Genomic DNA, 26048 nt, shown 5'->3' with positions numbered 1-26048 from the left:
GTATGGATCTTGTCGAAGTACTGCCGAACCGACTCCACATGCTCCGCTTCCCCATCGGCCAGGCCTACCTCTGGCAGGACGGCGAAGCCCTCACCCTGATCGACGCGGGCCATGCCGGGTCCGCCGACGGGATCGAGGAGGCGATCCGCTCCCTCGGGCTGCTGCCCGAACGGTTGGAGCGGATCGTCCTCACGCACTGCCACCGCGACCATGTCGGCGCGGCGGGTGAGCTCCGGGCCCGCCGGGGCGCGCGGGTGCTGGCCCACCGCCTCGACGCGCCGGTGATCCGGGGCGAGCGGCCGATGCCCGAACCGGTGCTGCTGGACTGGGAGATGCCGCTGTACGCGCACGGCCTGACCGTCCCCGAGGCGCCGCCCACCCCGGTCGACCACGAGGTGGAGGACGGGGAGGCGCTCGGCTTCGGGGACGGGGCGTACGTCGTGCACGCCCCGGGCCACACGGACGGCAGTATCGGGATCCACCTTCCGCGCCACGGCGTGCTGTTCACGGGCGACTGCGTCGCCGCCGTCGGCCCGCTGATGCTGGGCGTCTTCAACGTGGACCGCGCGCGGGCGATCGAGACCTTCCACCGCCTGGCCGCGCTCGCCCCCTCGATCGCCTGCTTCGGCCACGGCGATCCGTTGACGGTGGACACGGCCGCGGCCCTGGCCGAGGCCGCGGCGGGCACGCCCGTCTGAGGGGCGTACCGGCGCGTGGTCGTTCAGCCGACCGGCGTGCCCGCCTCCAGGTACGCGGGCCGGTCGCGTTCGCGGGCGCGCAGGGCGCGGCGCAGGCGTTCGTAGCGGTGCCGCGGGAGCATGTCGGCGGCCTCGGCCTCGGTGACGAAGCGCCAGGCCCGCAGTTCCGGGCCGGGCAGCCGGAGCCTGGCCGTCGCCTCCGCCGAGAGCCGGCCGCCGTCGAAGAGCAGGCGCAGCCCGCCGTAGCCGGGGGGCTGGGGCGGCTCCCAGTCGACCACCAGCAGCCCGGGCGGCTCCTCCAGTACGAGGCCCAGTTCCTCGGCGACCTCCCGTACGCCCGCGCCGGCGGGTGCCTCGCCCGCTTCGACGACCCCGCCCGGGAACTCCCAGCCCGCCTTGTACGTCGGATCGACCAGCAGCACCCGGTCCTGGTCGTCGAAGAGCAGGACCCCGGCGGCCACCGTCTCCCGGGTGGGCTCCGGGGTCTGCACGATGTCGCAGACCTTCGCCTCGTCGGAGCGGACGGCCTCGGCGACGCGCTCGGCGGTCTCCCGCGGGGTCAGCGTCCCGTTGTCGATGACGTGCGCGTCACCGGTCAGCCAGCCGAGGGCCTGCTGGTAGACCGGGATGTGGTCGTAGGCCCACTGCCGGACCCGCAGATCGACCTGCGCGGGCTCTCCTGGTTCCTCCCGTGCCGCGATCCGCTCCCGAAGGATCGTTTCCTCAGGCGCCAGCAACACATGGCGCACCGGGATCCGGCGAGCCGCCAGCCCGCCGAAGATCTCGTCCCGGTACTCCTGGCGCAGCAGGGTCATCGGGACGACGAGCACCCCGCCCAGTTCGGCCAGCATCGCCGCGGCCGTGTCCACCACCAACCGCCGCCAGCTCGGGAGGTCCTGATAGTCGCTGACCTCGGCCAGTCGCTTGGCCGGGAGCAGCACGCGCAGCGCGTCGCCGATGAACTCCGGGTCGAACAGGGTGCTGTCCGGCAGGATTCCGGTCAGTTCGCGGGCCGTGCTGGTCTTTCCGGCGCTGAACGTGCCGTTGATCCAGACAATCACGTCTACCCCTTTCCCCATGGCTCGTCCGGAGCCCCCAGTGGCTTGCCCGCATCAGCCTGCCACGAAAACCTCGCGATCGGCCCAGTGCTTATCCTCAAGGTCACAGCCCTGCTCGTGAGCCCCGGAGGATTCGCCACCGTGCCCCACAACCGCCACCCGTCCGAGCTCCGCTACGGCAACCGGCCGACCATGAAGGACGTGGCGTCCCAGGCGGGCGTCGGTCTGAAGACGGTGTCGCGCGTGGTCAACGGTGAGCCGGGAGTGACTCCTGAGACCGAAAGACGGGTCCAGGAGGCGATCGAGGCCCTCGGCTTCCGCCGCAACGACAGTGCCCGCGTGCTGCGCAAGGGCCGTACCGCCACCGTGGGCCTGGTCCTGGAGGATCTCGCCGATCCCTTCTACGGTCCGCTGAACCGGGCGGTGGAGGAGGTGGCCCGCGCGCACGGGGCGCTGCTCATCAACGGCTCCAGCGCCGAGGACCCGGACCGGGAAAGGGAGTTGGCGCTCGCGCTGTGCGCCCGCCGGGTGGACGGGCTGATCGTGATCCCGGCCGGGGACGACCACCGCTATCTGGAGCCGGAGATGCGGGCCGGTGTGTCCACGGTGTTCGTGGACCGCCCGGCGGGCCGGATCGAGGCCGATGTCGTCCTCTCGGACAGCTTCGGCGGCGCCCGGGGCGGCGTGGCCCACCTGATCGCGGGCGGCCACCGACGGATCGGCTTCATCGGCGACCAGCCCCGCATCCACACGGTGGCGGAACGCCTGCGCGGCTACCGCTCGGCGATGACGGACGCGGGCCTGCCCGTGGCGGACTCCTGGATCTCGCTCGGGTCCACGGCCCCCGAACGGGTCGCGGCGGCGGCCGGCGCGATGCTCACGGGCCCGGACCCGGTGACCGCCGTCTTCGCCGGCAACAACCGGGTGACGGTGACCCTGGTACGGGTCCTCGCGGCGTACGCCCGCCCGGTGGCGCTGGTCGGCTTCGACGACTTCGAGCTGGCCGATCTGCTCCGCCCGGGCGTGACGGTGGTCGCCCAGGACCCGGCGGCCCTGGGCCGGGTGGCCACGGACCGCCTCTTCCAACGCCTCGCGGGCGCGGACCTGACGCCGTGCCGCATCGAACTCCCGACCCGCCTGATCCCCCGCGGCTCGGGCGAGATCGCCCCTGCGAACTGACATTCGAGTGCGGTGGGGTCGCTTCTCGCCGCGCGCACGCGCCCCGCACCGCACGCCAGCAGCGCGTTCACCCGTACATGCGCACATCGGACCAACTTGGCCGGAGCACTTGAATCGCTCACCCGTTTGCCGTGTCTTTTCAGTGATTTGACGCTCCGCCACGCCTCTGCCAGCCTCGCCAACCCCGGAACAACGGGGAACAACCGGAGGCGCCATGAGCCCGCAGTACACCGCGCAGAAGAGCCGAAGCCAGGGGCGCGAGGGGTGGTCCGTCATCTTCCGCCACCCGGTGCGCCTGGACCCCTCGACGGGCCGCCCGGGCAGAAGGGTGCGGCGCGGACTGGGCACATCGGTGGACGCCGAGGCGGACCTGCTGGTCGGGCAGCTCAACGAGATCCTGGGCACGAAGTCCCTCTGGGACCCGCACTCCCGCCAGCAGGCCGCGGGGCTCTTCGACAGCCGTGTTGTGGACGTGTTCTACGAGCACCTCGAGACCGGCAGGACCGACTTCCGCAGGATCCGCGACGAGCTCCTCGCGCTGCCCGGCGCCTCCGACGGCTACAAGCACGTTCTGCTGGTGGGCACGACCGGGGCGGGCAAGACCACGGTCGTGCGGCAACTCCTCGGGACGGACCCGGAGACCGAGCGGTTCCCCTCCACATCAACCGCCAAGACCACCGTGGCCGACACCGAGATCGTGCTGACCGAAGCCGGGCCGTACCGGGCCGCCATCACCTTCGCCGGCCGTGACGAGGTCATCGACCACCTCACGGAGAACGTCTCGGCCGCCGCCCTCGCCCTCTTCCAGGGCAAGTCCGAGGAGGACGCCCTCCGACGTCTCGTCGACCACGTGAACCAGCGCTTCCGCTTCAGCTACGTCCTGGGCCGCCCCGAGGTCCCCGCGGGCGACGATCACCTCGACGAGGACGACGAGGACGACGAGGACGACATCGACGACGGGGGCGCCGCTGAGGACGTCCTCGGCCTCGCCGACCTGGAGGTCATCGACCCGGCCGCCACGGTGGCCATGCTCGTGCAGACCGTTCCCCGGCTGCGGTCCATGGTCGAGAAGTGCGCCGCCCACGCCCGCGAGGAACTGCGCGCCACCGACGAGGACGCCCGGGTCGTCGAGGAGATCGTGGAGGAGACCCTCGACACCGACCTTCGCGCTCTGGAGGAGTTCCACGCCGTCGTCGACGGCCTGCTGCACGAGATCGAGCTCAGGTTCTCGCTGCTGGCCGAGGGCGAGCTGCGCCGCACCCGTCAGGGATGGCCGCTCAGCTGGACGCTGGAGACCGAGGACCGTGCCGCCTTCCTGAAGACCGTCATGCGGTTCTCCAGCAACTACGCACCGCTCTTCGGCCGGTTACTGACACCGCTGGTGAACGGGATCCGGGTCGCCGGGCCGTTCGTCCCGACCTGGGCGGAGGCCAGTGACCGCCTCGTCCTGGTGGACGTCGAAGGACTCGGCCACACGCCGAAGTCGGTGGCCTCCGTCTCCACGGACCTGGCCAAGCGCATCGACGAGGTGGACGCGATCCTCGTCGTCGACAACGCGACCGCGCCCATGCAGGCAGCTCCGGTCTCTGCCCTCAAGGCCGTTGCGGTGTCCGGCAACTCCGGCAAACTACACTTTCTCTTCACGCACTTCGACCACATGCGGGCCGACAACCTCCCGCGCTTCTCGGATCGCAAGCGCCATGTCCTCGCCTCGGTCGAGAACGTCCTGAACGCCATGGGCAAGGAACTCGGCCCCATCGGCGAGCGCGCGGTCCGTACCCGGCTCGAGCACCACTGCTACTTCGTCGGTGGCATGCACAGGCCGCTGGACGGCTGGGGGAAGGAGGGACGGCGGACCGCCGGGCAGATGCGGGCGCTCAGCGCGGACCTCTCCGCCGACGAGGCGGCACCGGACACCGGGCCGGCCCGGCCGGCGTTCGACCGGATGAACCTCTCCATCGCGGTCAGCGAGGCAGCGGGTAACTTCCACACCCGATGGCGCGGGCTGCTCGGCCTGACGCACAACCCGGACGCTCCCAAGCAGCACTGGACGCGGGTGAAGGCTCTCGCCCGGAGGCTGGGCGAGGGCTGGGGCGACGAGTACGACTCCCTGCGGCCGGTCGCCGACCTGCGCACGGAACTCCAGGTGCAGATCTTCCTCCTACTGCAGCGTCCCGTCCGCTGGGAAGGGGGCGAGCCGACCGAGGAGGAACGGCAGGCGGTGATCGACGAGATTTCCAGTGCCGTGACGGGAAAGCTGTACGCGCTGACCGAACAGCGCCTCAAGTCCGACGTCCAGAACGCATGGCTCGACGCCTACTGCCAGCGCGGAGCGAAGTCGACCTTCGCCCGGGCGCGCATCATCGACAGCGACGTCTTCGGGCGCGGCGTCCCCGTGCCGACCGCTGCGGCCTCCCCCGACCGGAACGGCTTCCTGAAGGCCGTGGCGGACATCGTGACCGAGGTCGCGGAGGAGAACAGGTTCGTCCTCGACTGAGGACGACATACCCCGGGGCCCGGTCCGGGAAGGTTCCCGGACCGGGCCCCGGGGGCGGGCCGCACAGCCAGCGGTCGGCTCGGTCCGATCAGTTGGTGGCCGTCAGGGTGGCCGAGCGGCGCGGGATGGCGAAGGCGTCCAGTTCCGCGCGGGTCAGGCCGGTGAGGGCGGTGACCTCGTCGGTGCCGACCGCGCCGCAGTCGAGGCCGCGGACCAGGTAGCCGGCCAGGGCCTTGGCGGTGGCCGGCTCGTCCATCACGTCGCCCTCGATCTTGGCCACGTACGCCTTCAGGCGCGCCGCGGCGGCCTCCAGGCCCTCGCGGTAGAAGGTGAAGACGGCCGCGTAGCGGGTCGGCAGGTGCGCCGGGTGCATGTCCCAGCCCTGGTAGTAGGCGCGGGCCAGGGCCCGGCGGGTCAGGCCGTAGTGGAGCTTCCAGCCCTCGTGCACCTTCTCGGTGGTGCCGATCGGCAGCACGTTGGTGGAGCCGTCGGATACGCGTACGCCGGTGCCGGCGGCCGCGACCTGCATGATCGCCTTCGCGTGGTCGGCGGCGGGATGGTCGCTGGCCTGGTACGCGGCGGAGACGCCGACGCAGGCGCTGTAGTCGAAGGTGCCGTAGTGCAGGCCGGTGGCGCGGCCCTTGGAGGCCTCGATCATCCGGGCGACGGTGGCGGTGCCGTCGGAGGCCAGGATGGACTGGCTGGTCTCGATCTGGATCTCGAAGCCGATCCGGCCCGGGCGCAGGCCGCGGGTGCTCTCGAAGGCCTCCAGCAGCTTGACGAAGGCGCTGACCTGCTCGGCGTAGGTGACCTTCGGCAGGGTCAGGACGAGGCCCTCGGGCAGGCCGCCGTGCTCCAGCAGGCCGGAGAGGAAGATGTCCGTGGTGCGGATGCCGCGGTCGCGGACGTTGGACTCCATGCACTTCATGCGGATGCCCATGTACGGCGCGTTGGTGCCGTTGGAGAAGGCCTCCGAGACGAGGCGGGCGGCGCGGGCCGCGGCCTGGTCCTCCTCCTCGTCGGAGCGGACGCCGAAGCCGTCCTCGAAGTCGACGCGGAGGTCCTCGACGGGCTCGCTCCGGAGCTTGGCGCGGACGCGGTCGTAGACAGGTACGGCCAGCTCGTCGGAGATGCCGAGCACCTTGGCGAAGGTGGTGGCGTCCGGGGCGTGCTCGTCGAGCGCGGCGAGGGCCTGGTCGCCCCAGGAGCGGATGGTGTCCGCGGCGAAGACGTCACCGGGTACGTAGACCGTGTGGATCGGCTGCCGGGTGCCGGGGTCGCCCGGGTAGTGGCGCGCGAGTTCCGCGTCCACCGGCGCGAGGGAGGCGCTGATGCCCTCGCTGACCGCGCCTGCGAGGCTCGTCGCCACCTTCTCCTGCTGACCCATCGTGCACTCTCCTCTTTTCCGCTTCACGGAAGCATAGATCCGCATAGCAGAATTTAGTCACGAGGTTCCGCTCCGTCAATGGTCCCTCCGCCGTCCTGGACAAACGACCCGGGGCCGCACGGTGACAAACACCACACGGCCCCACGGTCGGAGAGTACGCAGGTCAGCGACTGTGCACCCGGATCAGGCCGGAGTGGGCGCCGCCGGCATACGGGGAACACAGACGGCCGTGAAGACGGCCGCGCCCAACCACATGACCAGCCCCAGGCCGACCGCCGCGTAGACGGCCTTCCCGTTCGCGGCCAGAACGCCGCCGAACACCGCCGCGTTGAGCAGCCCGGCCTCGGTGGCGAGCCAGGCCACCCACGGGTCCAGCCGGGCCAGCGAGCCCACCAGACCTTGGACGAAAAAGGACAGGAACAGCAGCACCGCCCACCCCAGGCACAGGACCGGCACCCCCACCCACCACGGGGCCGGCGGCCAGAACAGCAGCACCACACCGATCAGGACGCCGGCCGTGACGGCCGCCGCGACCCCCCGGCCGCCCGCGTCGGTCACGTCGGCGGAACTCCTGGAGACGAAGAACGTCACCAGGTAGGCGAGCAGTGCGGCGCCGAGCGTCATCAGGGTCGTCGAGCCCCAACCACCCAGTCCGACGAGCTGGGCGTACACCCCGGCAGCGGCGAGCAGCGAGCCCCACAGGAGGCGTGGTCGGGTCCCGGGCACGGACGAGGCCGGGACCGGGTGGCCGGACCCGCCGCGAACGGCGGGGGCCGGCGCGGGCGCTTCGGCCCCCAGGGCGGTCGCCGTCCCGCGCCCTGCCGCCGGGTCGGCGGCGGCCCGCGAGCGCGGCCGGGGCCGGGGCTCGGGCCGGGGTTGCGGCCGGGGCCGGACCCGCGTCGCCGCCTTGCGCAGCCGGTCGATCACCTGCTGCGCGTCGGCCGGTCGTGCCGCGGGTTCCTTGGCCAGCAGCTCCAGCACCAGCCGTTCCAGCTTCTCGGGCACCGAGGGCCGCAGCTCCCTGATCGGGGTCGGCTCGCTGGTGAGGTGCTGCGAGAGCACCGACAGCCCGGAGCCGGTGAACGGCGGCCTGCCGGACAGCAGCTCGTACAGCATGCAACCGAGGGAGTACAGGTCACTGCGGCCGTCGATACGGCGGTCGCCGCGTGCCTGTTCCGGGGACATGTAGGTCGGTGTGCCGATGGCCGCGCCGGTGGCCGTCAGGCCGGTGCCCGTCTCCTCGGCGAGGCGGGCGATGCCGAAATCGCAGATGGTGACGTCGGCCTCGGCGGGCCCGTGGACCATGATGTTGGCCGGCTTGATGTCCCGGTGGACCACACCGGCCCGGTGCGCCGCGGCCAGGCCCTCGCAGATCTGCACCGCCCACCGGACCACGGCGGCGGGGTCCGCACCCGAGCGGTGCTCGCCCAGTACGGCGGTCAGGGGCCTGCCCCGTACCAACTCCATGACGAGGAAGAGCACCGGACTGCCGTCGACTTCGACCTCGCCGTGGTCGTGGACCGTCACGATCCGAGGGTGGGTCAGGCCCGCGGCCGTGCGGGCCTCCTTACGGAAGCGCTCCTCCAGGAGGTGGTCGCCGGCCACGCCCCGGGAGATCACCTTGACCGCGACCTCCCGGTCGAGCCGTAGGTCCCGGGCCTGCCACACCTCGCCCATCCCGCCCGCCCCGAGCCTGCGCTCCAGCCGGTAACGCCCTTCCAGTAACGCGCCCCGCATCGGAAGAATCCCTTCCCCGTTCCCACGCCCTCCCCGGGCTGACCGCAGCCTACGCCCGTCCCGCGACCGCACGAGAGGGGTTGCGCGCAGCGTCCGCCGCCTCGGGGACGACCGGGTCCGCATACGACGAGGGCCTCCCGGCCCGGTGGGGACGTCTGCGTCCGCACCGGGCCCGGGAGGCCCTCACTCGTTCGTGCACCCGGTGAGCGACGTGTCGCCGTCCCGGGATCGGGCTCTAGCCCTTGCGCGCCTTGATCTCGTCCGTCAGCTGCGGGACGACGGCGAACAGGTCGCCGACGACGCCGTAGTCGACGAGGTCGAAGATCGGGGCCTCGGCGTCCTTGTTGATGGCCACGATGGTCTTCGAGGTCTGCATGCCGGCCCGGTGCTGGATCGCGCCCGAGATACCCGAGGCGATGTACAGCTGCGGGGAGACCGACTTGCCGGTCTGGCCGACCTGGTTGGTGTGCGGGTACCAACCGGCGTCGACGGCGGCACGCGAGGCGCCGACGGCCGCGCCGAGGGAGTCCGCGAGGGCCTCGATGATGCCGAAGTTCTCGGCACCGTTGACGCCACGGCCACCGGAGACGACGATCGCGGCCTCGGTCAGCTCGGGACGGCCGGTCGACTCGCGCGGGGTGCGAGCGGTGACCTTGGTACCGGTGGCCAGGGCGCCGAAGGTGACGGCGAGCGCCTCGACGGCGCCGGCGGCCGGAGCGGCCTCGACCGGGGCCGAGTTCGGCTTCACGGTGATGACCGGGGTGCCCTTGGAGACGCGGGACTTGGTGGTGAACGACGCGGCGAAGGCGGACTGCGTCGCGACCGGGCCCTCGTCACCCGCCTCCAGGTCGATGGCGTCGGTGATGATGCCCGAGCCGATACGGACGGCCAGGCGCGCGGCGATCTCCTTGCCCTCGGCGGAGGACGGGACGAGCACGGCTACCGGGGACACGGCGTCGTACGCGGCCTGGAGCGCGTCCACCTTCGGTACGACGAGGTACTCGGTGAACTCGGGGGCGTCGGCGGTGAGGACCTTGACCGCGCCGTGCTCGGCGAGCACCGCGGCGGTGGCGTCGGCACCGGCGCCGAGGGCGACGGCGACGGGCTCGCCGATGCGGCGGGCCAGCGTCAGCAGCTCAAGGGTGGGCTTGCGGACGGCACCGTCCACGTGGTCGACGTAGACGAGAACTTCAGCCATGGGACTGCTCTCCTGCGATTGCGAAGTGTCTGGGGGCTAAGAGGGGTGGCCGAGGTTCTTAGATGAACTTCTGGCCGGCCAGGAACTCGGCCAGCTGCTTGCCGCCCTCGCCCTCGTCCTTGACGATCGTGCCGGCGGTGCGGGCCGGGCGCTGCGCCGCGGAGTCGACCGCGGTCCAGGAGCCCTCAAGGCCGACCTCGTCGGACTCCAGGTCCAGGTCGGACAGGTCCCAGGACTCGACCGGCTTCTTCTTGGCGGCCATGATGCCCTTGAAGGACGGGTAGCGGGCCTCGCCCGACTGGTCCGTCACCGAGACGAGCGCGGGGAGGGAGGCCTCCAGCTGCTCGCTCGCGGTGTCGCCGTCACGGCGGCCGGTCACGGTGCCGTCCTCGACCTTGACCTCGGAGAGCAGCGTGACCTGCGGGACGCCCAGGCGCTCGGCCAGGATCGCCGGCAGCACACCCATGGTGCCGTCGGTCGACGCCATGCCGGTGATGACCAGGTCGTAGCCGGCCTTCTCGATCGCCTTGGCGAGCACCAGCGAGGTGCCCATGACGTCGGTGCCGTGCAGGTCGTCGTCCTCGACGTGGATGGCCTTGTCGGCACCCATCGAGAGCGCCTTGCGCAGCGCGTCCTTGGCGTCCTCGGGGCCCACCGTCAGGACGGTGATCTCGGCATCGTCGGCCTCGTCGGCGATCTGCAGCGCCTGCTCGACGGCGTACTCGTCGAGCTCCGACAGCAGGCCGTCGACGTCGTCACGGTTGACGGTCAAGTCCTCGGTGAACTGCCGGTCGCCCGTGGCGTCGGGCACGTACTTCACACAGACAACGATCCTCAGGCTCACGCCGGCTCTCCTACCGCATCGTCTTTTCTGGTACCGCCTTATGCAGGCAGCATAGGCGCCTTGTCGGGCGGATCCCGGTCGGGGCGGCCCGCGCTCCGAAGGGAATGTTACTCGTCAGTACACCGTGGGTCCCGCCAAGTCGCAAGGCTGCCGAGCTGTGATCTGCCCAACGCCGTCCGACCCTTCCAAGCAGGGACGATTCAGTCGCGCAACGCGTTGAAGCGCCCCTGGTGGTACAGCAGGGGGCGGCCTTCCCCGGCCGGATCCCCGACGACCGCCTCAGCGATGATCACACGATGTTCGCCGGCGGGCACACGAGCCACCACCCGGCAGACCAGCCACGCCAGTACGCCGTCCAGCACCGGCACCCCGTGCGGGCCCGCGGCCCAGCCTGTCGGCGGACCGAAACGGTCCGCTCCGCTGCGAGCGAACAGCCCCGCCAGCTCCCGTTGGTGCTCGCCCAGTATGTGGACGCCGAGGTACTCGCTGTCGCGGACCGCGGGCCAGCTGGAGGCCCCGGTGCCGATCGTGAAGGACAGCAGCGGCGGATCGGCGGAGACGGAGTTGAGCGAGGTGGCGGTGAACCCCACCGGGCGGCCGCCGTCCTGGGCGGTGATCACGGCGACGCCTGCGGCGTGCTGCCGGAAGACCGAGCGCAGCAGGTCGGGCGAGCCGGGGCGGGACGCGCCCGGGGCCGGGGCGGTGCCGGGACGAGGGGAACGGGGGGACGGAGCCGTGGGGGCCGTCGGGACTGTCGGTGCAGTCATCAGGGTTCTGCCTTCTGCCGCGGGACACGCGGGCGCTGTCGAGGATCGGGGGGCCGGGGTGGTCAGTGGGCCCGACAGCGCGCGCTCGCGTGGCGGACGAGATCCACATGGACCCGTCCGTAGAGCAGGAGTTCATACCGCATACCGCCAGCCTGGCGATCTCCCGTGGACCCAGTCAAGCGAGATCGGGCAGATGTCAGGCGCGTCACGCTGTGTGCGGGCGCGTGCACCGGCGCCCCCGGCCCCTCGGCGGCGGATCGCCCGACGGCGACGTCCGGCCGCCCGACGGCGGGGCCCCGCGTCATACGGCGGCCCCCAGGGCGGCGATCACGTCCACCTTGCGCGGCATCCCGGCCGCCCGCCGCACGATCCGGCCCGCCGAGTCAAGGACCAGTACGGTCGGGGTCTTCTCGATCCCGAGGGCCCGCACCAGGTCGAGCCGCTCCTCGGCGTCGATCTCGATGTGCGCCACCCCGTCCACCATCGCGGCGACCTCCGCGAGGATCCGCCGGGTGGCCCGGCAGGGTTGGCAGAAGGCGCTGGAGAACTGCACCAGGGTGGCCCGCTCCCCCGGTTCCGCGCCCAGTTCGGCGGCTCCCAGTCGGGTCCGCGCGTCTTCCCGCCCCAGCACTCGCGCTCCCGTCGCCGTATTCGTCCGCGTACATCATCCTCGTACGCTCGTCCGTGATCCGAGCACCCGGCGGACCCCCGACATTCCCTCGACATTCCCGGCGTGATGAGAATCTCCCCGGGTAGGAGCCTCTGGACTGGCCAGCGGGCCGCGTATGGGGCACGATCCCCATGGTCGCGTACCTACGCTTCCGTAACTTCCGGCCGGGAGCACCTCCCCAGGCAGAAAGCGGGGTCTCCCCACCATGGCTGAGCTCGTCTACCCTCCCGTGATCGGCGCCGCGCACGGACTCTTCCGCGCGCTGGACATCCGTATCGACATGAAGGGCACCGAGAACATCCCCCGCAAGGGCGGTGCGGTCCTTGTGTCGAACCACATCGGATACCTCGACTTCATCTTCGCCGGCCTGACGGCGCGGCCGCAGAAGCGCCTGGTCCGCTTCATGGCCAAGGAGTCGGTGTTCCGGCACAAGGTGTCCGGTCCGCTGATGCGCGCGATGAAGCACATCCCCGTCGACCGCAAGCAGGGCGAGGCCGCCTACCAGCACGCCCTGGACTCGCTGCGGGCCGGCGAGATCATCGGCGTCTTCCCCGAGGCGACGATCTCCCAGTCCTTCACGCTCAAGAGCTTCAAGTCGGGCGCCGCGCGCATGGCGCAGGAGGCCGGCGTCCCGCTGATCCCGGTGGCGCTGTGGGGCACCCAGCGACTGTGGACCAAGGGCCGCCCGAAGAACCTCAAGCGCAGCCACATCCCGGTGACGATGCGCGTGGGCGAGCCCGTGGAGGCTCCGGCCGACCAGTACGCCGGCGCGATCACCCGGCGGCTGCGCGAGCGCGTGCAGGAGCTGCTGGACGCCGCGCAGCGCGCCTACCCGGACAAGCCGAAGGGCGCCGACGACTCGTGGTGGCTCCCGGCCCACCTGGGCGGCACCGCGCCGACGGCGGCCGAGGTCCGCGAGGCCGGCTGATCCCCTCCGCGCATGACGCCGGCCTCCCGGACCGCCGGCGGGTCCTGGAGGCCGAGGCGGTGGCCCGGGTGACCGGCAGTCAGCTCCGGGTGCCGGTGGGGGTCTCGCACGGGGCGGCGAAGCACTGCCACTGCTGATCCCCGTCCGGGACGTGCACTCCGACGCCGTCGTGCCGGCCGGGACGGTGCTCGCCCTTCTTGTCGTGACGGTCCCACGTATCGTGGTGGTCCCACGTGTCGTGGTGATCCGTTCCGGGCTCGGTGCCGCCCGGGGGTTCGCACGGGGCGGCGAAGCACTGCCACTGCTGCCGCCCGTCCGGGACGAGCACCTTGCCGTCGGTGCCGTCCGCCATCACCTGGTGAGGCGCTGTCGGGGTGGCGGCGAAGGCGGTCGTGGGCACCAGCACGCCTCCCGCCGCGATCGCGGTCGAGGCGACGAGCAGGGCGAGACGTCGGGTTCGAAGAAGCTGGGTCATGGCCGTTCTCCTCCTGCGGGGAAGCCGGTTCGGACTTTCCCTCCAGTACGCCTCGCCCGATGCCTCCCGTCATGCCGCTGCATCTCGTGACTTGACGGATCGCAGAACCCCTGACCTCGGTTCGACTCGTCCGGCAGGGGGCCCGTCACCCTGCCGCCCCGCCCTCCCGCCTCCGGCGGCGGTGGGCCGCGACCCGCGCCCGCGTGGCACAACTGCCGGAGCAGTAGCGGCGCGCGCTTCCCGGACCGGTGGCGAGGAAGAACCGCCCGCAGCCCGCGGCGGCGCAGGCGCCCCAGGCGATCCGCCCGTACTCCGTGAGGAGTTGGGCGAGCGCGAGGGCGCCCGAGGCGAGGAACCACTCCCCCCAGCCGGCCTCCTCGCCCCGGTCGACATGCAGGTGCCAGGGGTGTCCGTCGTGGCGGGTGAGGCGGGGGCGGGTGCCGTACTCCGCGAACAGCGCGTTGAGGGCCTCGGCGGCGCGGTCCTCGTCGACCTCGCCCAGCACCTCCCCCATCCGGTGGGCCGCGGCCCGCAGTTGCGCCGCGCCCGCCTCGGTGAACGCTTCCTCCGTGAGGTCGGCGGGGCGCTCCCCGTGCCCGGCCAGCAGCTCCGCGAGCTCGGCGCGCGGCAGTTCGGGGGTCACCCGGACCGCTTCGGCGAGGTCGATCAGTCGCCGGGCCGCCGAGAAGCCCTCCCTCGGGTCACCCATCCCACGTCCTTTCGCCGTACACGCGCATGACGTAACGTCTTGTGCGCCCATGACGTTACAGCGTACCGGGGAGGGGTCCCATGGGCGGTTTCGGGCGGTACCTGGCGGCGGCGCTGGCGGCGCGCATCGCCTCGGAGGGCATGGGCATGGCCGTGGTGCTGCTCGCCCTGGAGCGCACCGGGAGCGCGGCGCACGGGGCGTTCGTCCTGACGGCCTGGCTGGCCCCGCACGTCCTGGCCGCCCCGCTCGCGGGCGCCGCGGCGGCCCGGACCCGCCGTCCGCGCCTTTTCCATGTCGGCTCCCTGGCCGGGTTCGCGACGGCCGTCGCGGCGCTGACCGTCCTGCTCGGCCGGGCCCCGGTACCGCTGGTGCTCGCCGTGGCGGTGCTCGGCGGCTCCTGCGGGCCGATGGTGACGGGCGGGCTGTCCAGCCTGATCACCGCTCTGGTCCCGGCGGGAGCCGGGCGGGACCGGGCGTACGGCTGGGACGCCGCGACCTACAACGCGGCGGCGGTGACCGCGCCGGCGGCGGTCGGCCTGGTCACGGCGCTGGGGTCGGCCGGGCCCGCCATGGCCGTCCTGGCGACGTCCGGAGCCCTGGCGGCGGCGCTGGCGGCCACCCTCCCCTACGAGGACCAGGGCGCGGGCCCGGTCCCGGGCGCGCCCCGCGCCGGGCTGGGGGCGGGGCTCGCGGCCCTGTGGCGGGTCCGGGAGCTACGGGCGGTCACCTCGGCCACGACCCTGGGCTTCGTGGGCATCGGCTCGCTCACCACCGTCTCGGTGCTGCTGGCCACGGAACTCGGCAGCCCGGGTGGCGGGGGTGTGCTGATGACGGCCTTCGCGGTGGGCGCGCTGGGCGGCTCGCTCACGGTGGGCCGGATCACGTCCGTGGAGCCGGGCCGGCTGGTGCGGTGGGCGCTGGCCGGGACCGGGGCGGCTCTCGCGGCGGCCGCGTTCGCCCCGTCGGTGGCCGTGACGGCGGCGGTGTTCGCGCTCGCCGGGGTGTGCGACGGGCCGCTGCTCACGGCCACGCTGCGGATCCGCGCGCGGTACGCACCGGACGGGGTGCGGACCCAGGTGTTCACCCTGGGCGCGGGGCTGAAACTGACGGCCGCGTCCGCCGGGGCGGCCCTGGTCGGGATCGCGGCCGACGCGCCCGCGGCGGCGCTGCTGACCGGGATCGCCGGGCTGCTGATCGCGGCGGCGTTGTTGCACGCCCTGACGGTGCCGCGGAAGCCCGCCGGCGCCGCCCGCACCGAGGCCGCGGAGCCTACAGAGCCGTCGGCAGGTTCCGCCACAGCATCGGCCGGTCCACGGACTCCTGAAGGGCCTTGAGCACGGCCGGGTGCGGGGCGGCATGGAGCTCGGGGTGGTCGATCTCGCCGAGTTCCGGGCGCACGGGGAAGGCCAGGCGTTCCTGGTCGAGGTCGAACCGGGCGTCCACTCCGGGCTTGTTGCCGCGCGGGTCGAGGCGGGACCAGCGCGTACCGCCCGGCAGCCGCAGGGCGACCAGGCCGTGCACCACGGGGTTCGTGCCGTCGTCGTCGGCCAGGCGTTGGTAGCACAGGGCCCCCGGGATGCCCTGGGCCCGCAGCAGGGCGACGAGGGCGTGGGCCTTGGCGTAGCAGACGCCGTTGCGCGTGGCGAGGACGTCGGACGCGCGCCAGGCGACGCGCGGGTCACCGGAATCGGCCGAGTGCGGGATGGCGTCGCGGACGAATTCGAAGGCGGTCTTCGCGTATGAGTATGCGTCGGCGTGGGACGACCAGAGCGTGTCGGAGGTTTCCTGCACGACCGGATGCCAGTGGTCGATCGCCTCACTGGACGCCAAGTAGGCGTGGATATCGGGGTTCTGCTGAATGAGCCGCATGGCCGGAGCATAGGCAAACCCCCGACCGTAGATCAATGAATTTACGGTCGGGGGCATAGCTATGCAGTACTGCGGAGTGTGCCGACTAGCGCGCCAGCTCTTCCTTCAGTGCCTGGAGGAAGCCGTCCACGTCCTCTTCCTGGGTGTCGTAACCGCACATCCAGCGGACGTCGCCCGCGGCCTCGTCCCAGAAGTAGAAGCGGTAACGCTTCTGCAGTCGGCGCGAGACCTCGTGGGGCAGCCGCGCGAACACCGCGTTCGCCTGCACCGGGTAGAGGATCTCCACGCCGTCCGTCTCGCGCACGCCGGCGGCGAGCCGCTGCGCCATCGCGTTGGCGTGTCGGGCGTTGCGCAGCCACAGGTCCTTGGCGAGCAGGGCCTCCAGCTGCACCGACACGAAGCGCATCTTGGACGCGAGCTGCATCGACATCTTACGGATGTGCTTCATCTGCCGGACCGCGTCCGGGTTGAGCACCACCACGGCCTCGCCGAACATCATGCCGTTCTTGGTGCCGCCGTACGACAGCACGTCCACGCCGACGGCGTTCGTGAAGGCGCGCATCGGCACGTCGAGGGAGGCCGCGGCGTTGGCTATCCGGGCGCCGTCGAGGTGGACCTTCATGCCGAGCCGGTGGGCGTGCTCGCAGATCGCCCGGATCTCGTCCGGGGTGTAGACCGTACCCAGCTCGGTGTTCTGGGTGATCGACACGACCTGCGGCATCGCCCGGTGCTCGTCCTCGAAGCCCCAGGCCTCCTGGTCGATCAGCTCGGGGGTGAGCTTGCCGTCCGGGGTCGGGACGGCAAGCAGCTTGAGGCCCGCCATCCGCTCCGGCGCGCCGCCCTCGTCCACGTTGATGTGGGCGCTCTTGGCGCAGATCACGGCGCCCCAGCGGTCCGTCATCGCCTGGAGGGCGGTGACGTTCGCGCCGGTGCCGTTGAAGACCGGGAAGGCTTCCGCGTACGGCCCGAAGTGGCTGCGGATGACCTTCTGCAGGTGTTCGGTGTAGTCGTCCTCGCCGTAGGCGACCTGGTGGCCACCGTTGGCGAGCGCGATGGCGGCCAGGACCTCCGGATGCACACCCGCGTAGTTGTCGCTCGCGAAGCCGCGCACCGCCGGGTCGTGGTGGCGCCTTGCGTCGGTCTTCCCTGCCTCGGTTCTCACGGTTGCGGAGTGAGCCACAGACGCTGTCCGTTCACATCGATGGCGGGCCGCTCCCAGACGCCGGCGATGGCCTCGGCCAGTTCCGTCACGTCGGTGAAGCCCGCGAACTTCGCAGTGGGACGCTCGGCGCGCATCGCCTCGTGCACCAGTGCCTTGATGACCAGGATCGCAGCTGCCGCGCCGGGGCCCTCGTCACCCCCCGCCTTGCGGAAGGAGTCCGCCATGGCCAGGGTCCAGGCCTCGGCCGCCGCCTTGCCCGCGTTGTACGCGGCGTTGTTGGCGACCGGCTTGTGCGCCCCCGACTGGCTGATCAGCACGTAGCGGCCGCGGTCACTGCGCAGCAGGCCGTCGTGGAAGGCCAGCGAGGTGTGCTGGACCGTGCGGATGAGGAGCTTCTCCAGGAAGGTCCAGTCCGCGAGGTCGGTGTCGGTGAAGGTCTTGCTGCCGCGCCAGCCGCCGACGAGGTGGACCAGGCCGTCGATCCGGCCGAACTCCTTCTCGGTCTGCTCGGCCCAGGCCTTGGTGGCGTCCAGGTCCAGCAGGTCCACGGTGTCACCGGTGATGGTGGCACCACCGTGGGCGTAGCGTGCCGCGTCGACGGCTTCCGCGAGCCGCGCCGGATCGGCGTCGGACGCGATGACCACCGCACCCGCCTCGGCGAGGCGGAGCAGGGTGGCGCGGCCGGCGGGCCCGCCGGCCCCGGCCACCGCCACCACCGCTCCGTGCAGCTTTCCGTTGCCGTTCCCGGAGCCGTTCATCTGTGCAGCCTCCTGTGGGCGAGCGCTCACGCGGCGACTCGCTCGGCCTGCTCTGCGTTCAGGGCCGTGATGCCCTTGGTCGAGGCGATCGTGCCCTTGAGCTTCTTGGCGAGCGCCTCAAAGAACATGCTGAGCGGAAACTCGTCCGGAAGCACGTCGTCCACGAGCTTGCGCGGCGGCTGCGTCAGGTCCAGGGCGTCGGCACCCTTGGCCCACTTCGAACCCGGGTGCGGGGCGAGGTAGGTGGAGACCAGCTCGTACGCCTTGAACCAGTGCACGAGCTTCGGGCGGTCGATGCCGGCCCGGTACAGGTCCTCGATCTCGGCGCACAGCTGGTTGGTGACCTGCGGGGCGCGCATCCAGTCGATCTTCAGCTTGTTGTCCGTCCAGCGCACGACGTCGTGCTTGTGGAGGTAGGCGAAGAGCAGCTGGCCGCCGAGGCCGTCGTAGTTGCGGTTGCGGTCGCCGGAGACCGGGAAGCGGAACATCCGGTCGAAGAGGACGGCGTACTGCACGTCACGGCCGTGCTCGTTGCCCTCGGACTCCAGCTTCACGGCCTCCTTGAAGGCGGTGAGGTCGCAGCGCAGCTCCTCCAGGCCGTACATCCAGAACGGCTGGCGCTGCTTGATCATGAAGGGGTCGAACGGCAGGTCACCGTGGCTGTGGGTGCGGTCGTGGACCATGTCCCACAGGACGAAGGCCTTCTCGCAGCGCTCCTGGTCCTCGACCATGCGGGCGATGTCCTCGGGCAGGTCGATGCCCAGGATGTCGACGGCGGCCTCGGTCACCTTGCGGTAGCGGGCGGCCTCGCGGTCGCAGAAGATGCCGCCCCAGGTGAAGCGCTCGGGGGCCTCGCGCACGGCAATGGTCTCCGGGAAGAGGACGGCCGAGTGGGTGTCGTAACCCGGGGTGAAGTCCTCGAAGGTGATGCCGAGGAAGAGCGGGTTGTCGTACCGGGTGCGCTCCAGCTCGGCGAGCCACTCGGGCCACACCATCTTGAGCACGACGGCTTCCAGGTTGCGGTCCAGGTTGCCGTTCTGGGTGTACATGGGGAAGACGACCAGGTGCTGGAGCCCGTCGGCGCGCTCGGCCGCCGGGTGGAAGGCCAGCAGGGAGTCGAGGAAGTCCGGCACCTTGAAGTCGTCCGCGGCCCACTTGCGCAGGTCGGCGACGAGGGCCCGGTGGTACGCGGCACCGTGCGGGAGCAGCGGCGAGAGCGCCTCGACCGCCGTGATCACACGTTCCACCGCGGCCAGGACGGTGGCACGGCCGTGCGCGCCCTCGACCTCGAAGTCGATGGAGCCGTCCGTGGCCTGCCAGGGCCGGATCTCCTCCACGGCGGCCTTGAGCTCGGGCCACGCGGGGTGGTCGACCACCCGCGCTCCAGCGGTTATCACGGCGCCGCCGGTACCGGGCACAAGAGTTTCCGTCATGTCACTTCCTCCACAGGAGAACCTCACGTATGGGCAGGGTATGCGTGCGAGGCTCTCCCCCTCAAGAGGGAACTCGGGAAATTATCCTGCCCCACCCCCCATTTCACCGGAAGTCTTCCCGTCCATTGCTGTGGAATCGAGGACTCCGCCCAGTTGCGCCAAGGCCTCCCCGACCGAAGACCATCGGTCGACAGATCCGGGGCGGGCGGGGCCCGGCAGGCGACAGAGGCGCACATCACACGCCACGGAAGTGCGGAATGACCTTTTCGCCCCATTGCCTCAGGGTCTCCAGACAGGCCTCCTGCCCCACGGTCCCCATCTGGATCAGGCACATGATCTCGTCGGCGCCCGCCTCCCGCAGCCGCTCCACGTACGCGATCGCGTCGTCGGCGGTGCCGTAGGCGTGATCGGCGTCGAAGGTTGCCGTCGCGTTCGGCCGGACGGGGATGTCCAGCTCGTGCAGCCGGGCCACCATCCGCTCGGCGGCCCCGCGCATCTCCGCGGCCTCGTCGGCGCCCGCGACCACGGCCTCGTCCGGGACGCCGGCCCCGCCGTACCAGTGGCCGATGGACTGGGCGAAGAACCGCTGCCCCCGGGTGCCGATCCGGCGCGCCTCCTCCCGGTCGTCGAGCACGATGGTCGGGCACAGCACGGAGAAGTGGTCGTTGACCACCGTGGACACGAAGCCGCTGCCGTCCCGCCCGGCGATCGCCGCGTCGTAGACGGAGCGCATCCCCGCGACGGACTCGGGACCGGCGAAGCCCATCACCAGCGCCCCGATCCCCAGCTCGGCCGCCCTGACCAGGGTCTCGCCCCGGCTGCACGCCAGGAACAGCGGCGGATGGGGGGTCTGGCGCGGCCTCGGCAGGATCGGGTGCGGATCGATGTCGATCAGCCGTCCGTGGTACTCCAACTCCTCCTCCCGCCAGGCACGGCCGATGATCCGCAGGGCCTCCTCGACCTCGGCCGCGGTGCGGTCCCGGTCCACCCCGCACAAGGACGTCTCCTGCTCGGTGCCACCGCGCCCGGCCCCGAGATCGAGGCGCCCGCCCGAGAGCAGGTCGAGCATGGCGGCCCGCTCGGCGACCCGCACGGGGTGGTTGAAGTTGAAGGGCATGCACACGACGCCGTGGCCGATGCGTATGGTGTTCGTCCTGGCCGCGACCCAGGTCAGGAAGATCTCGGGGGCCGACATGTGCGCGTACCACTTGAGCGAGTGGTGCTCGACCGCCCAGATCCGGTCGAATCCCATGCGTTCGGCGAGCACGGCCTGCTCGACGCAGTCGCGGATGAGCTGGTGCTCCCGTTCCACCGTCGGGTCGGCAAGCTGAGCTTCGAAGATCACGGAGAATTCCACTGTGCCTCCAGGGTTGCGTCGCGTACCCGGTCTCACTTCAATTCGAAATATGACTAGTAGTCAGGAGTCGAAGAAGCAAGACCTGCCGCCGACCGCGTGGGCCGTTCTTGGCCTGCTCTCCTTCCCCGGCGAGCGGACCGGGTACGAGCTGAAGAAGTGGGCGGACTCCTCGCTCCGCTTCTTCTACTGGTCACCGGCCATCAGCCAGATCTACGCGGAGCTGCGCCGTCTGGAGGAACGGGGCTACGCGGCCTCCGTGCGCTCGGGGCCCGAGGAGGCGCGGGCCAAGCGCCGCTACGCCATCACCGACGCCGGACGCGACGCGCTGGCCGGCTGGGCCGCCGACACCGCGGAGGCCGGTCCCCCGGTCCTCAAGCACGGACTGCTGCTGCGGATCTGGCTCGGCCACCTGGCCGAGCCGGAGCGGCTGCGCGCGATGGTCGGCGAGCACCTGGAGCGCACCCGGGGCGAGCTGGCCGCCGTACGGGAGGCGATGGAACACGCGAGCGGCGTACCGGAATGGACGTTCCCGACCCTCGCGCTGCGCTGGAGCGAACGGCAGCACCTGGCCGAACTCGACCTCGCCGAGGCCCTGCTCACGGACCTGGACGGGCTCCGCGAGGAGCGGCACGATCCGGATCGTCAAGCCGACGGGGACGCGCCCACGCCCGGGTGACGCGACAGGAGCGACGCCGCTCCCGGTGGGGCGCACAACCCTGGCGGGAAGCGGCCGGAGCGCTCCTCGGGGGCCTTGCACGCCCGGTCCCATCGCACCCTCGGCGCACTAGCATGCGACCTCATCGCGCGCGGCCGGTCGGGACACCGAAGCCGCGCGGGGAGCCGCCGTCGACGGAAGCGAGAGAACCTTGACTTTCCTCACCATCGGTCACCGCGGGGTCATGGGTGTCGAACCGGAGAACACCCTGCGGTCGTACCTCCGAGCGGAGCGTTGCGGCATGGACGTCATCGCTCTGGATCTGCGTCTGAGCAAGGACGGAGCCCTGGTCGCCGTGCACGACCCCGACGTGGACCGGACCACCGACGGCTCGGGGGCCGTCGCCGATCTGACCGTGGCCGAACTGCGCGAGCTGGACGCCGGTCAGGGCGAGCGCGTCCCGGTCCTGGAGGAGGTCCTGGACGCGGTCCGGGTGCCGATCCAGGCCCTCGTCGGTGACGTGGCCACCGCCACCGCGCTCGCGGCGCTGATCCTGCGCCACGACCTGACCTCCCGGATCGAGGTGGCCTCCGCCCAGGACGCGGTGCTCGCCGAGACGGCCCGGCTGGTGCCGGGCGTACGGACCGTCCTGTACGCGGCCTCCGCCGGCGGCGAGGCCGGGTCGGTCGTGGAACGGGCGTCGGCCGTGGGCGCCGCGGGGGTCGCCGTGGACGTCCACCGGCTCAGCCTGGAGACGGTGGACTCGGCGCACGCGGTGGGCCTGCGCGTGACCGGCCTGGCGGTCGACACCCTGGACCTGTTGCGGCTCGCGCGGGCGCTCGGACTGGACGGCGCGGTCACCGACTTCCCGGAGATCCGCAGCACCGGCCGCTTCACCGCCTGACGGCGGCGACCCGGCTCCGGCTTCGGCTTCGGCTTCGACTCAGAGCGACTTGACCAGCAGCTCGAAGGCCAGGTCGTCACGGAGCGGGACGCCGAAGCGCTCGTCACCGTAGGGGAAGGGGCTCATCTCGCCGGTGCGCCGGTATCCGCGGCGCACGTAGTAGGCGATGAGCTCCTCGCGTACGTGCACCACCGTCATCCGCATCTCCTTGGCGGCCCACGTCTCACGGGCGCGGCGCTCGGCCTCGGCCAGGATCTCCTTGCCGAGGCCCGCGCCCTGGAGACCGGGGCGGACGGCGAACATCCCGAAGTAGACGTGGTCGTCCCGGTGTTCGAGCTGGCAGCAGGCGACGATCTCGTCCGCGCGCTCGACGACGAGCAGGACCCCGTCCGGGGCGGCGATGACCGCGCGGACCCCGTCCGGGTCGGTGCGCTGCCCGTCCAGGTAGTCGGCCTCGGTGGTCCAGCCCGCCCGGCTCGCGTCGCCTCGGTAGGCGGACTCGACGAGCGCCACCAGTTCCGGTACGTCCGCCTCCACGGCGCTGCGGAAACTGAGGGCTTCGGGCTGGGCGGTCGTCATCGGGCGCTCCGTTCAGTGCGGCGGCATATGACATGCCGGGAAGGCACGGAGAGCCTAACCCGGAGCCGCGTGAGGGTGCGGTGAGAGGGGCATCTCTCCCCGTGACGCCGACGAACCGGGAGGTTCCGCCGTGCACGGTTCCACCACGTCCCTCACCTCCTCCGTCTCCTCCTGGCTGCTGGTGCTGCTGTGCGCGGTGAGCGGTGCGTACTGTCTGCGGCGGGCGCGGGGTTCGGGCGGCGCCGCCGGGGAGGCGGTGATGGGATTCGGGATGGCCCTGATGGCGGTGCCCCTCGGCGGGCACGACGACGGGTGGCGGGCGCCCCTGCTGGGCGTGGTCTTCGGCGGTGCGGCCCTGCACGCCCTGTGGCTGCTGCGGGGCGGCCCGCACCACGCGCACCACTTGGTCGGCTCGCTGACGATGGTCTACATGACCCTGATGGCGGGCACCGGGTCCGGGCACGGGCAGGAGCACGCCCAGGCGGCCGGCCCGCCCCTGCTGACGGGCGCGCTGCTCCTCTACTACGCCGGGTACGTGATGCTCGGCGGGACCCGGCTGATCACCGCGGGCGGCCCCGTGTCGCCCCGGTCGGCCGCCGGCCGGGGCGGACCCGCCGAACTCATCCGCGCCTGCCGACTCGCCATGGGAATGGGAATGTTGGCCATGTTGCTCACGATGTGACGGCGCCGGCGGACGTGTCCTGCGTCACCAATGGCCCGCGGACGTACCCGCAGGTAGTCCCTCGCTCATAGGCTGGCGGCCATGATGGTCCCCGCCGTTCTCCTCCTGCTCGGCGCCCTGACCGCGGTGCTCGCCCCCCGTCTGCTGGCCCGGGCCCGATGGCCCGAGCGTGAGCCGGTCGTCGCCCTGTGGGTGTGGCAGTGCGTGGTCGGTGCCGTGCTCCTGTGCTTCGGGCTGTCGATGCTGCTGAGCGCGGCGGCCGCCTGGCAGGAGGTCCGGGGCCGTCTGTTCGCCTCCGCCCCGCACGGGGTGGTCGACGCCTACGCCTTGGGCGCGGCCGGCGGGCCCTGGGCCGCTCTCACCGCGCTGGTGCTGGCGGGCGGCGGGTTGTGGACCGCCGCGATGCTGACCGGTGAGGTGCTGCGGGCGCGGGCCCGGCGGCGAGCACAGGGCAGCGAACTGCTGGTACGGGCCCCGCTGCTGCCCGGGGAGGACCCGACGGGCGCGCGGCTCGTCGTACTGGAGGGTCCCCGGCCGGACGCCTGGTGGTTGCCGGGGGCGGCCCCGCAGCTGGTGGTCACGACGGCGGCGCTGGCCCGGCTGAAGGGCAGCCAGCTGGACGCCGTGCTGGCGCACGAGCAGGGCCACGCCGCGGCCCGGCACGACTGGCTGCTGCACTGCTCGCGGGCGCTGGCCCGGGGCTTCCCGCAGGTGCCGGTCTTCGCGGCGTTCGAGGCGGAGATGCACCGGTTGGTGGAGATGGCCGCCGACGATGTGGCCTCCCGGCGGTTCGGGCGGCTGACGATCGCGCTGGCGCTGGTCGGACTCAACGAGGACCGGGGGGTGTTCGGGTCCTCCTCGCCCGAGCACGCGCACGTGCCGCAGCGGGTGCGGAGGCTGTTGTCGGCGGCGCCCCGGCTCTCCCCCGGCCGTCGGCTGCGGCTGACGGCACTGGCGACGCTGGTCCCCGCGATCCCGCTGGTGGTGGCCTTCGTACCGGGGCTGAGCGCCCTGGCTTAGACGGCCCGGCAAGGGGGCCTCGGCGCTGCCCGCCGCCCGTCGACGCTCGACGGTGCGAGGATCGAGGCATGCGCAAAGATCCCCTGTGGTGGACGGGCATCGGCTGTGCGCTGCTCGCGGCGGTCTTGACGGCGTTGGTGGTGGCGGGATGGCGGCCGCTGATCGCGTACGACGAGCGGGTCGCGCGGGATCTGCACGCCCACGCCGTGACCCACCCCGCCGTCACCCGGTCCATGCGGGTGCTCAGCGACTGGGTGTGGGACCCCTGGACCATGCGGGCGCTGGCGGCGGTCGCCTGCGCCCTGCTGTGGTGGCGGGGCGATCGGCGGAGGGCGCTGCTGGTGGCCCTGGTGACCCTGGCGGCGTCGGCGCTGCAGCAGGGGCTGAAGCTACTGGTGGGGCGGGATCGTCCCGTGTGGTCGGATCCGGTGGACTCGGCGCAGTACGCGGCGTACCCGTCCGGCCACGCCATGACGGCGACGGTGGTGTGCGGACTGCTCCTGTGGCTGCTCCCCCGCCCGCCGCCGGGCCGGGCGCCGGGCGCCCGCGTGGTCGCCGCCTGGACGGTGGCCGTGGTCTCGGTGCTCGGGGTCGGCTTCACCCGGGTGTACCTCGGGGTGCACTGGCCGTCGGACGTGCTGGCGGGCTGGCTCCTGGGCGTGGCCCTGGTGGCTCTGGCGACGTCCATGGCCGTGCGCGAACGCGGACGCGATCCGGTGGAGCGGTAAGGGTACGGCGTGCCTGCCCTGGATGATCCCCCGTGTCACCCAGAGCAGGCGACCCCGTGCGCTGAGTATATTGGCCGGGAGCCAGTCAACGCAGGAGTAAGCATGTCCCCGCGCAGCGCATCGGTCAATGAAGAATTGCGCAGACGTTCCCGGGAGCGGCTGCTGCAGTCCACGGTCGAACTCGTGGCCGAGCACGGCTACGAGGCCACGACGCTCGGCGACATCGCCGACCGGGCGGGCGCGGCGCGCGGCCTGGTCTCGTACTACTTCCCGGGCAAACGGCAGTTGCTGCAGTCCGCGGTGCACCGGCTGATGCACCTGACCCTCCACGACGCCCTGGAGCGGGAGCCCCGCAGCGAGTGCGGGCGCGAGCGGCTCGCGCGTGCCGTCGACGCCGTCCTGGGGCTGGCCCGGGACGAACCCCTGCTGATGCGCACGCACATGGCGGGCATCCTGACGGCCGAGGGCTTCGTGCAGTGTCCCGAGCAGCAGCGGTTGGCGGAGCTGCTGCGGGACACCGTCGTGCGGTACGGCTCGATGGACCCGGACACGGACTATCCCTTGCTTCGGGCCCTGTTGATGGGCGCGGTCGTGGCGATCCTGCTGCCCGGGGCCCCGATGCCGGCGCAGCGGCTGCGGGCCGAGCTGTTCCAGCGCTACGGGCTGGACTGGGAGCTCGGAGTTCCGCCGGACGGCGGGCCGCCCGGCGGAACGTTCCCCTCACGGACCTGGCGCCCGTAGCACCACGGACGCG

General features: G+C 72.1%; 26 protein-coding genes. 11 read left to right on the top strand and 15 right to left on the bottom strand.

Going from position 1 to position 26048, the window contains the following annotated elements; translation table 11 throughout:
• The first annotated feature begins 2 nt into the window (after nt 1–2).
• A complete protein-coding gene (locus ACWG52_RS32890; RefSeq protein WP_389807105.1) occupies nt 3–698 on the top strand; it encodes an MBL fold metallo-hydrolase in 696 nt (231 codons plus the stop codon).
• A gap of 23 nt (nt 699–721) precedes the next feature.
• On the opposite strand, the gene ACWG52_RS32885 is transcribed toward ACWG52_RS32890, so the two are convergent.
• Nucleotides 722–1759: an NUDIX hydrolase gene (locus tag ACWG52_RS32885; RefSeq protein ID WP_390166798.1), complete on the bottom strand. Its 1038-nt coding sequence runs from the start codon at nt 1757–1759 to the stop codon at nt 722–724.
• A 189-nt stretch (nt 1760–1948) separates the two neighbouring features.
• On the opposite strand from ACWG52_RS32885, the gene ACWG52_RS32880 reads away from it, so the two are divergent.
• Both ACWG52_RS32880 and ACWG52_RS32875 read left to right on the top strand, forming a co-directional pair.
• Complete coding sequence (locus ACWG52_RS32880) at nt 1949–2935, top strand: LacI family DNA-binding transcriptional regulator (RefSeq protein WP_389807388.1); 987 nt, start codon at nt 1949–1951, stop codon at nt 2933–2935.
• A gap of 214 nt (nt 2936–3149) precedes the next feature.
• Nucleotides 3150–5432 (top strand): hypothetical protein, encoded by a 2283-nt coding sequence (locus ACWG52_RS32875; protein WP_390166800.1) that lies wholly within the window; start codon nt 3150–3152, stop codon nt 5430–5432.
• 88 nt (nt 5433–5520) lie between these two features.
• Here ACWG52_RS32875 and ACWG52_RS32870 read toward each other — a convergent pair whose 3' ends face one another.
• From ACWG52_RS32870 to ACWG52_RS32845, 6 genes are all read right to left on the bottom strand, one after another.
• A complete protein-coding gene (locus ACWG52_RS32870) occupies nt 5521–6819 on the bottom strand; it encodes a DUF6986 family protein (protein WP_389807108.1) in 1299 nt (432 codons plus the stop codon).
• A gap of 183 nt (nt 6820–7002) precedes the next feature.
• A complete protein-coding gene (locus ACWG52_RS32865) occupies nt 7003–8556 on the bottom strand; it encodes a serine/threonine-protein kinase (RefSeq protein ID WP_389807109.1) in 1554 nt (517 codons plus the stop codon).
• 235 nt (nt 8557–8791) lie between these two features.
• Complete coding sequence (locus tag ACWG52_RS32860; protein WP_389807110.1) at nt 8792–9754, bottom strand: electron transfer flavoprotein subunit alpha/FixB family protein; 963 nt, start codon at nt 9752–9754, stop codon at nt 8792–8794.
• A 58-nt stretch (nt 9755–9812) separates the two neighbouring features.
• Nucleotides 9813–10598 (bottom strand): electron transfer flavoprotein subunit beta/FixA family protein, encoded by a 786-nt coding sequence (locus tag ACWG52_RS32855; RefSeq protein WP_030713631.1) that lies wholly within the window; start codon nt 10596–10598, stop codon nt 9813–9815.
• A gap of 200 nt (nt 10599–10798) precedes the next feature.
• Nucleotides 10799–11365: a flavin reductase family protein gene (locus ACWG52_RS32850; RefSeq protein ID WP_390166804.1), complete on the bottom strand. Its 567-nt coding sequence runs from the start codon at nt 11363–11365 to the stop codon at nt 10799–10801.
• A gap of 301 nt (nt 11366–11666) precedes the next feature.
• A complete protein-coding gene (locus tag ACWG52_RS32845) occupies nt 11667–11996 on the bottom strand; it encodes a TlpA family protein disulfide reductase (RefSeq protein ID WP_389807112.1) in 330 nt (109 codons plus the stop codon).
• Between the two features lie 244 nt (nt 11997–12240).
• Between ACWG52_RS32845 and ACWG52_RS32840 the strand changes: the two genes are divergently transcribed.
• Complete coding sequence (locus tag ACWG52_RS32840) at nt 12241–12963, top strand: lysophospholipid acyltransferase family protein (protein WP_030713622.1); 723 nt, start codon at nt 12241–12243, stop codon at nt 12961–12963.
• A gap of 79 nt (nt 12964–13042) precedes the next feature.
• On the opposite strand, the gene ACWG52_RS32835 is transcribed toward ACWG52_RS32840, so the two are convergent.
• Both ACWG52_RS32835 and ACWG52_RS32830 read right to left on the bottom strand, forming a co-directional pair.
• Complete coding sequence (locus ACWG52_RS32835) at nt 13043–13438, bottom strand: hypothetical protein (protein WP_453126720.1); 396 nt, start codon at nt 13436–13438, stop codon at nt 13043–13045.
• 145 nt (nt 13439–13583) lie between these two features.
• The gene (locus ACWG52_RS32830; RefSeq protein ID WP_389807114.1) at nt 13584–14147 is read right to left on the bottom strand and encodes a CGNR zinc finger domain-containing protein; all 564 of its coding nucleotides are present in this window, start codon (nt 14145–14147) and stop codon (nt 13584–13586) included.
• Nucleotides 14148–14227: 80 nt separating this feature from the next.
• Here ACWG52_RS32830 and ACWG52_RS32825 point away from each other — a divergent pair, with 80 nt between their 5' ends.
• Complete coding sequence (locus ACWG52_RS32825; protein ID WP_389807115.1) at nt 14228–15481, top strand: MFS transporter; 1254 nt, start codon at nt 14228–14230, stop codon at nt 15479–15481.
• Here ACWG52_RS32825 and ACWG52_RS32820 read toward each other — a convergent pair.
• From ACWG52_RS32820 to ACWG52_RS32800, 5 genes are all read right to left on the bottom strand, one after another.
• On the bottom strand, nt 15417–16016 hold the full coding sequence (locus ACWG52_RS32820; RefSeq protein WP_390166807.1) for a transglutaminase-like domain-containing protein: 600 nt from the start codon (nt 16014–16016) through the stop codon (nt 15417–15419). The genes ACWG52_RS32825 and ACWG52_RS32820 overlap by 65 nt on opposite strands.
• Before the next feature lie 85 nt (nt 16017–16101).
• Nucleotides 16102–17196, bottom strand: a complete 1095-nt coding sequence (locus ACWG52_RS32815) for a threonine aldolase family protein (protein ID WP_389807117.1) — start codon at nt 17194–17196, stop codon at nt 16102–16104.
• Nucleotides 17175–17936 (bottom strand): SDR family NAD(P)-dependent oxidoreductase, encoded by a 762-nt coding sequence (locus ACWG52_RS32810; protein ID WP_030713586.1) that lies wholly within the window; start codon nt 17934–17936, stop codon nt 17175–17177. The genes ACWG52_RS32815 and ACWG52_RS32810 overlap by 22 nt, the downstream gene beginning before the upstream one ends.
• A gap of 26 nt (nt 17937–17962) precedes the next feature.
• Nucleotides 17963–19369, bottom strand: a complete 1407-nt coding sequence (locus ACWG52_RS32805; protein ID WP_389807118.1) for a DUF6421 family protein — start codon at nt 19367–19369, stop codon at nt 17963–17965.
• Between the two features lie 235 nt (nt 19370–19604).
• Nucleotides 19605–20726 carry an LLM class flavin-dependent oxidoreductase gene (locus tag ACWG52_RS32800; protein WP_389807119.1) on the bottom strand — a complete coding sequence of 374 codons (1122 nt, stop codon included), beginning with the start codon at nt 20724–20726 and terminating at the stop codon, nt 19605–19607.
• 49 nt (nt 20727–20775) lie between these two features.
• Between ACWG52_RS32800 and ACWG52_RS32795 the strand changes: the two genes are divergently transcribed.
• A complete protein-coding gene (locus ACWG52_RS32795) occupies nt 20776–21402 on the top strand; it encodes a helix-turn-helix transcriptional regulator (protein WP_389807120.1) in 627 nt (208 codons plus the stop codon).
• Between the two features lie 190 nt (nt 21403–21592).
• Nucleotides 21593–22285, top strand: coding sequence for a glycerophosphodiester phosphodiesterase (locus tag ACWG52_RS32790; protein ID WP_389807121.1), 693 nt, complete (start codon nt 21593–21595; stop codon nt 22283–22285).
• A gap of 39 nt (nt 22286–22324) precedes the next feature.
• On the opposite strand, the gene ACWG52_RS32785 is transcribed toward ACWG52_RS32790, so the two are convergent.
• Nucleotides 22325–22864: a GNAT family N-acetyltransferase gene (locus ACWG52_RS32785; RefSeq protein ID WP_389807122.1), complete on the bottom strand. Its 540-nt coding sequence runs from the start codon at nt 22862–22864 to the stop codon at nt 22325–22327.
• A gap of 130 nt (nt 22865–22994) precedes the next feature.
• Between ACWG52_RS32785 and ACWG52_RS32780 the strand changes: the two genes are divergently transcribed.
• The 4 genes from ACWG52_RS32780 to ACWG52_RS32765 all read left to right on the top strand — a co-directional run bounded on the left by ACWG52_RS32780 (nt 22995) and on the right by ACWG52_RS32765 (nt 26035).
• Nucleotides 22995–23546, top strand: a complete 552-nt coding sequence (locus tag ACWG52_RS32780) for a DUF5134 domain-containing protein (RefSeq protein ID WP_453126714.1) — start codon at nt 22995–22997, stop codon at nt 23544–23546.
• A gap of 81 nt (nt 23547–23627) precedes the next feature.
• Nucleotides 23628–24566: a M56 family metallopeptidase gene (locus ACWG52_RS32775; protein WP_033214141.1), complete on the top strand. Its 939-nt coding sequence runs from the start codon at nt 23628–23630 to the stop codon at nt 24564–24566.
• Between the two features lie 68 nt (nt 24567–24634).
• Nucleotides 24635–25294, top strand: a complete 660-nt coding sequence (locus ACWG52_RS32770) for a phosphatase PAP2 family protein (RefSeq protein WP_389807124.1) — start codon at nt 24635–24637, stop codon at nt 25292–25294.
• A gap of 102 nt (nt 25295–25396) precedes the next feature.
• Nucleotides 25397–26035 (top strand): TetR/AcrR family transcriptional regulator, encoded by a 639-nt coding sequence (locus ACWG52_RS32765; RefSeq protein WP_389807125.1) that lies wholly within the window; start codon nt 25397–25399, stop codon nt 26033–26035.
• The last annotated feature ends 13 nt before the right edge of the window (nt 26036–26048 follow it).

This window comes from Streptomyces sp. CLCI03, assembly GCF_053615355.1.
Note: the sequence above shows the minus strand (reverse complement) of the source record. Positions and strands in the feature narration are given on the sequence as shown.